The organism is Mycolicibacter senuensis, assembly GCF_003284925.1.
Classification (GTDB): Bacteria; Actinomycetota; Actinomycetes; order Mycobacteriales; family Mycobacteriaceae; genus Mycobacterium; species Mycobacterium algericum_A.
Genome location: NZ_QMEX01000029.1, coordinates 24,541 through 36,328 on the forward strand (window position 1 = coordinate 24,541; position 11,788 = coordinate 36,328).

An 11,788-nucleotide genomic window follows, 5' to 3' on the forward strand; every position below is an offset into this window, starting at 1 on the left:
CGCACGGCCGCTCACGCCATCAGTGCAACCAACATCCGTCTCCCACACATGCGTCTACATACATGACACGGGCTGAGACACATGACAAGGACATGACACCACCGCTGAGAAAATGACATCAGCGGTGAGATCCTACAAGCAACCAATCTACTAATGCGCCATATTCGTAAACCGCGACAAGTGCAGCTGATGCGCCACCGTCACCGTCTTCGTCGGTCCGTTGCGGTGCTTGGCCAGAATCAGGTCCGCCTCGCCGCCCCGCGGGTCGTCACGCTCGAAAGCGTCGGGCCTGTGCAACAGGATGACCATATCCGCATCTTGCTCTAGCGAGTTGTGAACTGAAATACCTTGCGCCACGAAATTGTGTGTGCCGCTTACGGTTCCGTCGAACACATCATGCTCGCCGATGCTGGTGATCTCCACAATGGTGTCCCAGAAGACGTCGCTAGTCGCCAGCGCGTGGATGTCCAGATCTTCCAGCACCGCGGCAGCGCGGTGCAACCGGGCTCGGCTAGGGGCGTGCTTCCACATCGTCGAACCGCAGTACTTCGTGCCCATGGCTGCGGCGAACTCGCGCTGAGTCATCTGTTGATCAGCCAGTGCCCGGCGAACCTGCACCCATACCTCTTTCGGCACGGTGTCCAGGTTCGGATTGCGCGCCAAGCCCTGCAGACGATCAAGAATCTCCTTGGCCCCCACAGCTTTGGCGCCTTGCGCCCCAACGATTTGCAGGAACCGGACCTGGTTCTCTGCGCCGTAGAGACACAGGTGCCAGCCATCGCGGTAGCCGGCCTTGGTTACTCGCTTGATGCGGCCGAAGACGCCCATCCGCGACAGCAGTGACGTTACATCGTCGATCAGCCGCCGACTCGTCGACGCATAGTAGATGCGGCCCACATCATGTTTGGCATCCCATGACACCGACCCGTCGGTGGCCCACAGATGCCGCAGGAACAACGCCACCTGATCATTCGGCAACGCGAAAACCTCTTGCGGCACGAACTTCTCGTAGCTGCGCTTGCCGAACAGCCCCAGCCCATCCAGCCACGCCGCGATCGGATTGCGCTTGCCGTGGGTCAACCGATACGGCGCCGGCAACCGCAGTGTCGTTACCCGGGCGGCCGGGTACTCGTCGCGTACCGCCATCACCCCGAAGTGCATGGCCGCTGCAGTCACCGCGGTCAGGTTCGCCTCGTCGATCGAGGCGTAGCGGATCGGCTGGTTCTTCACGCACGAACCGTCGCCGATCATGTGCGCCAGCAGGATCACTTCGCAGTCTTCCATCCGCGTGGTGTCCACCGGTTCGGGTACCCGCCGCGGCACCGCCAGCCGGTCCCCGACATTCAGGTCACCCAACGCAACCCAGCCATCCAGGGTAAGGAAAGGGTGGTTGGCAGTGGCCTCGGCCTCGCGCCCGGAGGCCATCCGCAGCTTGAACACCTCACGGTGCCCGCTGGGGAACACGTTGGTCATGGGCCGGGCCACCATCCGCAGCTGCTCGTCCAGCGACCAGACCAGCGGGCGCTCCCCGGTGCGCATCAACTCCCCCAGGGTTACCTCGGCCCCGTTATCGGCCCGCAGGATTCGCGTCGACGCGGTCAGGCAGCCCGACTCACGGAGATCTGCCAGCATCGGCTTCTTGTCGGTGCGCTGCTCGGGACCGCGGTTGAGCTGGCTCAGCGCGACCACCGGTAGTTCCAGCTCCTTGGCCAAAAGCTTGAGATGCCTCGAGAATTCAGACACCTCGATCTGACGCGACTCCACCTTCTTGCCCGAGGTCATCAGCTGCAGGTAATCCACCACCACCAGGCGCAGGTCGGCCTTCTGCTTGAGCCGACGAGCCTTGGCGCGGATCTCCATCATGGTCAGATTCGGCGAATCGTCGATGTAGAGCGGCGCCTCGCTGATCTCGCTCATTCGCCGGGCCAGCCGCGTCCAGTCGTCGTCGCTCATCCGCCCCGAGCGCATATCGCCGAGTTTGATCTTCGCCTCGGCCGACAGCAGTCGCATGACGATCTCGGACTTGCTCATCTCCAGGGAGAAGATGACGCTGGGCAGTCGATTCTTGATCGAGCAGGACCGCATGAAATCCAGTGCCAGCGTGGAATTGTGGGTGGGCACCATGCCGCGGCCGGCCAGGTAGAGCCGCGCCGGATTGTCGACCTGCACGCAACGCACCGCCACGCTGGGCACCCGCCGTACCGCCGACAGGCTCAGCGCCGGTACCAGCAGCGCAGTGCCACCATGCCGCCCGATGGAACCCGCCGGAGCGATACGGTCCAGCCCACAACGCAGCTGCGCCGTCGTCCGGACACCAGCTTCCGTCGGCCACAGGTGCTCGGCGTCGGCCACGATCACCGTGCCATCGGAGAACTCGACTTCGTAGCACGGCCGGCCCAACATCACGTCGGTGGCGGCCAGCACCCGGGTGGGCAGCCCGTCGGCGTCCAGCAACCAATCGCCGACGGAGACGTCGCCCATCGTGGTCCAGCCGGACGGGGTGGGCAGCAGGGTGTCCAGCGCCAGTGCCTTGCCCATACCCGGGCGGGCCGCGATGATCACCATCTGCCCCGGGTGCAGACCGTTGGTGACCTCGTCCAGATCGATGAAGCCGGTGGGCACCCCGCGCGCAATCCCGCCGTGGGAGGCGATCGCGTCGATCTCGTCCATGGTGGGCTGCAGCAGGTCTTCGAGCGGGACAAAGTCCTCGGAGAGCCGGCGGTCGGCGACGTCGTAGATCTCGGCCTGGGCGCGGTCGACGATCTCGGCCACATCAGCGCCCTCCGCGCCGGCGTAGCCGTACTGCACCACCCGGGTGCCGGCCTCCACCAGCCGGCGCAGCAGCGCCTTCTCGGCGACGATCCCGGCGTAGTAGCCCGCGTTGGCCGCCGTGGGCACCGTCGAGATCAGCGTGTGCAGATATGGGGCGCCACCCACCCGGCGCAGCAGGCCGCGGCGGTCGAGTTCGGCCGCCACCGTCACCGGATCGGCCGGCTCGCCGCGGCCATAGAGATCCAGGATCGCGTCGTAGATGTTCTGGTGCACCGGACGGTAGAAGTCGCCGGGCCGCACCCGCTCCAACACGTCGGCGATGGCGTCCTTGCTCAACAACATGCCACCGAGCACCGACTGTTCGGCGGCGACGTCCTGGGGCGGCTGGCGGCCGACATCCTCGCGCGGCGGCTCCTCGAGCTCAGAGTGCCCGCGGTCGTCGACCACTGCCATACGCCCCACCTCCTCTACGGCACGCTCGAACGTCTATTCGATGCTGCTGCCCCGGCATGCTAGCCGTGGGCTGAGACATCTTCGGACACCCCCGGTCCCGTCGTGCCGGCTTGACGCTAGGCGTTGCTGGCGACGCCGCCAAACGGCCTTGTTCACAAAGGTGTGGATGAAGTGTGCATACCGGACCTCCACTTGTTTGGGACCGTGGGGAAGACCTGTGGATCATTCACCGCTGGTTAGGTATCACCGCAGGTAAGCGCACCACACCGCGGTGTCGTCGTTGTGGAAGACAATCTCTTCGGCGTGTCGGCTCAGGTTGCCGTCTTGGGCGTGTTGCCTGACGGGGAGGTAGACGGCGCTCCACGACCGGGTAAATAGCACCAGGACTTCACACCGGCCGAAAAGTTAGCCAGAGTTAACCGGCCTTAACCGGATCCGGGCACAGCAACGCCCCGGCGGAGCCGATCAGGGCGCCACCGGGGCAGCTGGGAAATGCTAGTTCGCCGCGGCGACGTCGAGCGTGACGTCGACGTGGACCTCGGGGTGCAGGTGCACCGATACCGGGTGGCTGCCGATCGCCTTGATGTGCGCCTTGGGCAGCCGCACGATCCGCCGGTCGAGGTTGGGCCCGCCCGCCTTCTTGATGGCGGTGACCACGTCGCCTGCGGTCACCGAACCGAACAGCTTGCCCGAGTCGGCGGCGGTCTTCATCGGCAGCGTGACCGGGCCCAGCGCGTCGAGGGCCGCCTTGAGCTCCTTGGCGTGGTCCAGGTCGCGCACCTGCTTGGTCTCGCGGGCCCGACGGATGTCGTCGGCCTGCTTCTGCGCGCCGCGCGTGGCGAGGATAGCCAGGCCCCGCGGGAGCAGGTAATTGCGGCCGTATCCGTCCCTGACCTCGACGGTGTCTCCGGCCGCTCCGAGGTGGTCCACCTCAGCGGTCAAAATCAGCTTCATCGTTTCGTACTTTCTCGGCTCGGACGGTCGGCTAGCGGGCCGACGAGGTGAAGGGCAGCAACGCGACCTCGCGGGCGTTCTTGACCGCGATCGCAATGTCGCGCTGGTGCTGAACGCAGTTGCCGGTCACCCGCCGGGCGCGGATCTTGCCCCGCTCACTGATGTAGGTGCGCAGCAGCGAGGTGTCCTTGTAGTCGATCTCCTGCTTCTTGTTCGAGCAGAACGCGCACTTGCGCGTCTTGATCGGCTTCTCGGGAGCCGGACGCCGCTTGTTGGATTTGGCCATCTATCTATCTCTTTCGTGCTGTGTGGTTCGGTTGTCTAGAAGGGCGGCTCGTCGTCGGCGCCGCCGAAGGAGCCGGACGCCGGAGCACTGCCCCACGGGTCTTCCGCGGGCGCGCCGCCGGACTGGGCCATCGGTGCCGCACCCGCTGTGGCACCGCCGCCCGCGCCGAAGCCGCCCCCGCCGCCACCGCGACTGACCTTGTTGATCTTGGCGGTGGCATACCGCAACGAGGGGCCGATCTCGTCGACCTCGATCTCGTAGACGGTGCGCTTCTCGCCCTCGCGGGTTTCGAAGGACCGCTGCCGCAGCCGGCCGGTGACGATCACCCGCGATCCGCGGGTGAGGCTCTCGGCGACGTTCTCTGCGGCCTCACGCCAGATGTTGCACCGCAGGAACAGCGCGTCGCCGTCCTTCCACTCACCGCTCTGCCGGTCGTAGATCCGCGGGGTGGACGCCACCGTGAAGTTGGCGACCGCCGCCCCCGACGGGGTGAACCGCAGATCCGGGTCCGCGGTCAGGTTTCCGACGACGGTGATCGTGGTGTCACCAATAGCCACGGGGCCCTCCTGGGATCGTATCGACGCTGCATGTGTCAGCTGAGCCTACGCAACGGCGGCGACAGCCTGCTACGACTTGTCGGTCCGCATCACCTTGGTGCGCAGCACCGCCTCGTTCAGGCTGAGCTGCCGGTCGAGTTCGGACACCGTCGCCGGGGCGGCCTTGACGTCGATCACCGCGTAGATGCCCTCGGCATGCTTGGCGATCTCGTAGGCCAGCCGGCGCTTGCCCCAGATGTCGACCTTGTCCACCGTGCCGCCGTCTTTGCGGATGACGTTCAAGAACGTCTCCAGGGACGGGGCGACAGTGCGCTCGTCGAGAGTGGGGTCAAGGATGACCATGATTTCGTATGGACGCATGGGAACCTCATCACCTCCTATGGTCGTAGTGCGGCCGTGGATCTGACCACGGCAGGAGGGTCGCCTGCGTCGGCAACCCGGCTAGGTTACCGGAGGCCGGGCCGCGGCGCGAAATCGGCCGAGCCGCCGGGCGTCGGGCGCGCGATCGAACATCCCGCCGGCGGGATCGTCGACGCCCCGCTCGCGCACCAGATCCACCGGGGCCTGATCGGGCCGGTAGATCTGCCGGATCACCAGCGCACACAATCCCAGCACCGCCAGATCGCGCAGCAGCACCGTGGACGTGAACACCTGCTCGGGCAGGCTGCGGTCCGAGACGCTGTAGAGGTAGTACATCCGCGGCACCCACACCAGCGCGTCGACGGCCATCCAGGCCAGCAGCAACCTGCGATGCGGCAGCGCCAGCACGGCCAGCGGCACCAGCCACAGCGAGAACTGTGGGCTCCACACCTTGTTGGTCAGCAGGAAGGCGGCCACCAGCAGGAAGGCCAACTGCGCCACCCGCGGCCGCCTCGGCGCCGTCAGCGCGATGTAGCCGATCCCGGCGCAGCACAGCGCGAACGACACCGCGACCACGATGTTGAGCACGGTCGGTGGCTGCCACAGCCCCAGCTCCCCGTCGAAGCCCCGCCAGCCGGTCAACGACTTCACCACGTTATAGATCGAGTCCATGTCATCGCCGCGGCGAGAGTTGAGCCGGAAGAACTCGGTCCAGCCGCGCGGGGCGAAAACCAGTACCGGCAGATTCACCGCCAGCCAGCTCAGCGCCGTCGCCACCACCGTGCGCCTGACGTCACGCAACCGCCCGGTCCGCAGTCCCAGCAGCAGCAGCGGGTAGAGCAGCAGTACTGGATACAGCTTGGCGGCGGTACCCAGGCCGAGCAGCACCCCGGCTGCCACCGGCCGGCGTCGCGCCCAGGCCAGCAGCCCGGCCCCGGCGAACGCGGTGGCCAGCGCGTCGAAGTTGGTGAAGACCTGAAAGATGACCAGCGGCGAGGCCGCCACCAGGGCGGCATCCCAGACCCGGCGGCCGGCCAGCCCGGCGGTGGACCACACCGTCACCAGCCAGGCCAGGGCCAGGCCCACCGCGACGATGTCGAAGAACACCACCACCTCGGCGACCCCGCTCAACGCCGGGATCTTCACCACCTTGGTGATCGCCGTGTACGTCTTGGCCAAGGCCATCGCGGCGTACTGGTAGAGCCCGGTCAGCACCGGATACTCCATATAGCGCTGCGCGGGCAGCCCGTCGTAGCGGATCTGCGGCTTGCCGGTACCGTCCTTCTCCACCCAGCTGGACTTGTAGGGAAACTTGCCCTGGTTCAGCAACTCCGCGGTGTACAGCGGTACGACGTCGGAGTAGCAGAGCTGGAAGTACGCGCGCTCGTTGTCCCAGTTGGCCACCCGCTCGTCGGGGCCGCCGGAGCCGACGCTTTGCAGGCACGCCGACTTGGTGGTCCAGCCCAGCGCCAGGAACAGCACCGCGATCAAGAACATCACCCGCAGCGGCGTCATGAATCGGGCACGCCCGATCAGCGCGTGGCGTCCCACCGGTCCGCCGATGGTGTTCGACAACGCGTGCACGACGTCGTCGGTGCGGGACGGCAGGTCCCGGTCGTCGGCGCTGCGCAGGTCCTCGGCAAGGGGCAGCGGCGACACCACCGGGCGGCCTGGGATCACCTCCGTCACGGTAGTTGCTCCGGCGGAGGAGGCGGCGGCTCAGGTGGCGGTGGCGGCAGAGGCGGCGGCGGGAACAGCGGCGGCGGAAATGGCGGTGGCTCCCCGAACGGCGGTGGCGGCTCCGGTGTCTCCGCGTCCCGGGGCGGCGGTGGCGAGAACCACTCCGGCTGCGGCGGGGGCGCGGACGGCACCCCGGCGAAGCCGCCGATGTCGGTGGGCTTGGGGAACTGCGCGATGGGATCGCCCCGCAGCGCGCCGTCCATGCTGGCCTTCCAGATGTCGCTGGGCAGTCCCGCGCCGTAGACCGGACCGCCCCATTTGTTCCGCAGCGGTTCGTCACCCTGGTCGGTGCCGACCCAGACCGCCGTCGACAGCGTCGGGGTGTAGCCGATCATCCAGGCGTCCCGGTTGGCTCCGGTGTTACCCAGCTGGGTGGTGCCGGTCTTGGCCGCGGCGGGCCGGCCGCCGGCCAACTCGTGCCCACCCGACCAGCCCGGGATCGCCTTCATGGCGTCGGTCACGTTGTCGGCGACCGCCTTGGGGATGCGTTGCTCACCGGTGTCGCCGGCGGTGGTGTTGTCGAAGATCACCCGGCCGTCGAGGCCGACGACCCGCTGGATGAAATGCGGCCGGTGATACCTCCCGGAATTGGCCAGCGTGGCGTATGCCGAGGCCATGTCGATCACCCGGGTCTGGTACTGGCCGAGCACAATGCCGTTCACCGGTGGCCCGCCGCGGCCGTCCTCGGACAACGTGTGCGCGACGCCGGAAAAGCTCTCGGCAACCCCGGCGGCGTGCGCGGCATCGGCGACGTCCTGCGGGCCGTTCTTGAGCTTGAGCATCAGCCGGTAGTAGGCGGTGTTCAACGAGCGCTTGAGCGCCTCGGCGATATTGCAGACCCCGCAGCTGGCGCCGCCGACATTGCTGATCTTGGTGCGGCCGACGGTCAGTGGTGCGCTGTCGATCTGGTAACCCAGGCCGATGCCCTGTTGCAGCGCGGCCACCAGGGCGAACACCTTGAACGATGAGCCGGTCTGCAGGCCCGCCTGGGCGAAGTCGAAACCGCCGCCGTCGGCGCCGCCGTAATAGGCGCGCACCGCGCCGGTGCGCGGATCGATGGCGACCACCGCGGTGCGCAACGCCGGTTTCTGCCCGGCCATGACGTCTCCCACCGCCTTCTCCACGGCGCGCTGCGCCTTCATGTCGATGGTGGTGGTGATCCGCAGCCCCAACATGTTCAGCGCCTGCTCGTCGATGCTGAACATGTCGAGCAGTTCAGCGATGACCTGCCGCTGGATCAGTCCCTCGGGTCCGGTGGCCTGATCGGCGTTGCGCGCCTGCTGCGGCGGGATCGTCGCCGGAAACACCTGCCGGGCGCGTTCAGCCGGACTCAACGCGCCGGTCTCGACCATGCCGTCGAGCACCCAGTTCCAACGGCTGAGTGCGCGTTCGGCGTTGAATGCGGGATCCAGCGCCGACGGCCGCTGGATCACCGCCGCCAGCAACGCGCCCTGCGCGATGTCGAGTTCGGCGACCGGTTTGCCGAAAAACGCCCGCGCCGCCGCGGCAATCCCGTAGGCGGTGCGCCCGAAGTAGATGATGTTGAGGTAGGCCTCCAGCACTTCGTCCTTGGACCACTCCCGTGACATCTTGCTGGCGATCACCAGCTCTTTGCCCTTGCGGACCACCCCGGCGAACCCGCTCCGCTCCGAGCCCACCAGCGCGTTCTTGACGTACTGCTGGGTGATCGTCGAACCGCCCTGGGTGTCGCCCCCGAGCAGGTTGTTCCAGACCGCCCGGAAGGACCCCGAGAAGGAGTAGCCGGAGTTGGTGTAGAAGTCGCGGTCCTCAGCCGCCAACACCGCGTCACGCACGTGCACTGGCACCTGGTCGATCTTGACGTCGGTCCGGTTGCCTTCCGGTGGAACGACTCTCGCCAGCTCGGTGCCGTCGGCCGCGAGGATCGTCGAGACCTGATCGGTGTGGATGTCGCCCGGCTGGGGAATCTCGACGGTGCGGTAGGCCATGCCGAACGTGACCACCGGGGCGATCACCGTGGCAGCGACGACGGCGTACACCCCGCGCCGGACCCCACGCCAGGTCACTCGTCGAGGGGGCGGGTCTTGTGCACCGCCCGCCGCCACTGCGGCTCCGCTTAGCTCATCGGAGTGCGGCCGCGGTCGTTCCAGCGCCGCCTTGACCTCCTCGATGGGATCCCGCAGATCCTCGCCGTCGCCGTTGCGCGGATCCGCCGGCGAGTCGTCCGTCGTCGTCAAGAAGTGTTCTTCTGCAGCGCTTCCGGCCCCCGGCGCCGGCGGCCCCTGACTCTTCACCGTCGGCGGGGACGTCCCCGCGCTGCGCGACCGGGTTTCGGGCTTGCCGCCATCGTCACAGGGGCGCAACCCATCTCAGTCAACGGCAACGCGCCCGACGGCCCGTCGTCCCCCACCCGTTGCTGCGGTCGCATGCTTACCAGGTTACGTCCGCACGCCGCGGCGTCGAGTGCAAACGAGATCCCAAACCCGCTACGGCATCGGCGGCGCCGGTTCGCCCGGCGACGGCCCGGTCGTCTCGGGTTCGCCCGGCGACGGAACCTGCTGTTGCGGCGGCTGCCCCGGCAGCGGCGCCTGCGGTGGCGGCGGTGCGACCGGGATGGTGGTGGGCGGACCGATCGGGATGGTGATCCCCGGCGCGATCTCGATCGTCGGCTGGATCACGGTCTCCGACGGCTCCGGCGGCGCCAACTCCTCCGGCGGGGGTGGCGGCGGCGCGGCGGGAACACCGGCGTAGCCGCCGATCTCGGTGGGCGTCGGGAAGGACTCGTTGGAGGTGCCCCGCAGCGCGCCGTCCATGGTGGCCTTCCAGATGTCGGCCGGAATGCCCGCGCCGTACACCGGCCCGCCCCACTGGTTCACCAGCGGTTCGTCACCGCCGGTGGTACCGACCCACACCGCGGTCGACAACGACGGCGTGTAGCCGACCATCCAACCGTCCCGGTTGGCCCCGGTGTCACCCAGCTGGGTGGTGCCCGTCTTGGCCGCCGACGGTCGCCCCCCGGCCAGGTTGTGCCCACGCGACCAGCCGGCGATGGGCTGCATCGCCGAAGTGACGTTGTCGGCGACCGCCTTGGGAATGCGCTGCTCGCCGGTGTCTTCGGAGGTCTGGGCGTCGAACAGCACCTGGCCGTCGGCGTTGACGACTTTCGCCACGAAGTGCGGCGGGTGATACACCCCGGAGGCGGCCAGCGTGGCGTACGCCGAGGCCATGTCGATCACCCGCGTCTGGTACTGGCCCAGCACGACGCCGCCTTCGGGCGGGCCGCCGTCCTGCGACAGCGTGTGCGGAACACCGGGGAAGCTCTTGGCGACGCCGGCGGCGTGCGCGGCATCGGCGACGTCCTGGGCGCCGTTCTTGAGCTTGAGCATCAGCCGGTAGTAGGCGGTGTTCAACGAGCGCTTGAGCGCCTCGGCGATGTTGCAGACCCCGCAGCTCTCCCCTTCGGCGTTGGTGATCTTGATCCGGCCGCCCTCGAGGGACAGCGGGGAGCTGTCGACCTGATAGCCCAGCCCGATACCCTGCTCGAGCGCGGCCACCAGCGCGAACACCTTGAACGACGACCCGGTCTGCAGCCCCGCCTGGGCGAAGTCGAAACCGTTGGCGTCCGAACCCCCGTAATACGCGCGCACCGAGCCGTCGCGGGGGTCGATGGACACCACCGCCGATCGCATGTTGGGAATCTGGCCCTTGAGGTAGGTGTCCACCGCATCGACCGCGGCCTCCTGCGCCTGCGGATCGATGGTGGTGGTGATCTGCAGGCCCTGGGTGTTCAGGGTCTGCTCGTCGATGTCGAACAGCTCCAGCAGTTCCTTGGTGACCTGCCGCTGGATCAGCCCGTTGGGTCCGGTGGTGATGTTCTGGGAGCGCGCCAACTCGGGCGCCACCGTCTCCGGGAACTGTTGGGCGGCACGTTCACCGGCGGTCAGCGCCCCGGTCTCCACCATCCCGTCGAGAACCCAGTTCCACCGGTCGAGGGCGCCTTCGGGGTCGACGGCGGGATCCAGGGTCGAGGGTCGCTGAATCAGCGCGGCCAGCAGCGCGCCTTCGGCGACGTCGAGTTGCTCGACGGGTTTGTCGAAGTAGGCCCGGGACGCCGCAGCGATGCCGTAGGAGCCGCGACCGAAATAGATGATGTTCAGATAGGCCTGCAACACATCGTCTTTGGGCCACGCGCTGGACATCTTGGTGGCGATCACGAGCTCTTTCGCCTTGCGGACCAACCCCCGCACACCGGCCCGCTCGGAGCCCACCAGGGCGTTCTTGACGTACTGCTGGGTGATGGTGGAGCCGCCCTGGGTGTCGCCGCCGAACAGGTTGTTCTTGACCGCGCGGGCGAAGCCGGACACCGAGAAACCGGGGTTGGAGTAGAAGTCCCGGTCTTCTGCGGCCAGCACCGCATCCCGCACATACACCGGCACCTGACTGATGTCGATGTCGACGCGATTGCCTTCCGGCGGGATGATCTTGGCCAGTTCCGAGCCGTCGTTGGCCAGGATCGTCGACACCTGGTTGGTGCGGATGTCGCCGGGTGAGGGCACATCGGTGATGGAGTAGGCCATCGCGAACGTGATGATCGGCAGCAGCAGGATCACCGCGGCCGCGACGTAGAGTCCGCGCCGAACCCACCTCCAGTTCGGCGGGTGGCGACGCAGCCAGTCCAGCGGGTCGG

The 11,788-nt window shown here is 67.6% G+C and carries 8 protein-coding genes; all 8 read right to left on the bottom strand.

What is annotated here, in order from left to right; all coding sequences use genetic code 11:
- Positions 1-150: 150 nt before the first annotated feature.
- Complete coding sequence (locus tag DQP56_RS09925; RefSeq protein WP_112684936.1) at positions 151-3,225, bottom strand: replicative DNA helicase; 3,075 nt, start codon at positions 3,223-3,225, stop codon at positions 151-153.
- Between the two features lie 495 nt (positions 3,226-3,720).
- Entirely contained in the window at positions 3,721-4,179 is a 459-nt protein-coding gene (rplI, locus tag DQP56_RS09930) for a 50S ribosomal protein L9 (protein WP_112684938.1), read from the bottom strand.
- A 31-nt stretch (positions 4,180-4,210) separates the two neighbouring features.
- On the bottom strand, positions 4,211-4,465 hold the full coding sequence (rpsR, locus tag DQP56_RS09935) for a 30S ribosomal protein S18 (RefSeq protein ID WP_085081861.1): 255 nt from the start codon (positions 4,463-4,465) through the stop codon (positions 4,211-4,213).
- Between the two features lie 35 nt (positions 4,466-4,500).
- Positions 4,501-5,022 carry a single-stranded DNA-binding protein gene (gene ssb, locus DQP56_RS09940; protein ID WP_205868837.1) on the bottom strand — a complete coding sequence of 174 codons (522 nt, stop codon included), beginning with the start codon at positions 5,020-5,022 and terminating at the stop codon, positions 4,501-4,503.
- Between the two features lie 69 nt (positions 5,023-5,091).
- Positions 5,092-5,382, bottom strand: coding sequence for a 30S ribosomal protein S6 (rpsF, locus tag DQP56_RS09945; protein ID WP_019736048.1), 291 nt, complete (start codon positions 5,380-5,382; stop codon positions 5,092-5,094).
- A gap of 81 nt (positions 5,383-5,463) precedes the next feature.
- A complete protein-coding gene (locus tag DQP56_RS09950) occupies positions 5,464-7,062 on the bottom strand; it encodes a glycosyltransferase family 87 protein (protein WP_234825589.1) in 1,599 nt (532 codons plus the stop codon).
- Positions 7,063-7,067: 5 nt separating this feature from the next.
- Complete coding sequence (locus tag DQP56_RS09955; RefSeq protein WP_435673843.1) at positions 7,068-9,395, bottom strand: transglycosylase domain-containing protein; 2,328 nt, start codon at positions 9,393-9,395, stop codon at positions 7,068-7,070.
- Between the two features lie 192 nt (positions 9,396-9,587).
- The coding region (locus DQP56_RS09960) for a transglycosylase domain-containing protein (protein WP_133258909.1) at positions 9,588-11,788 on the bottom strand (2,201 nt) is incomplete at its 5' end.

Bases quoted from the DNA above. Each gene is read 5' to 3' on its own strand.
- DQP56_RS09925 (WP_112684936.1), bottom strand. From the start codon at position 3,225: ATGGCAGTGGTCGACGACCGCGGGCACTCTGAGCTCGAGGAGCCGCCG.
- rplI (WP_112684938.1), bottom strand. From the start codon at position 4,179: ATGAAGCTGATTTTGACCGCTGAGGTGGACCACCTCGGAGCGGCCGGA.
- rpsR (WP_085081861.1), bottom strand. From the start codon at position 4,465: ATGGCCAAATCCAACAAGCGGCGTCCGGCTCCCGAGAAGCCGATCAAG.
- rpsF (WP_019736048.1), bottom strand. From the start codon at position 5,382: ATGCGTCCATACGAAATCATGGTCATCCTTGACCCCACTCTCGACGAG.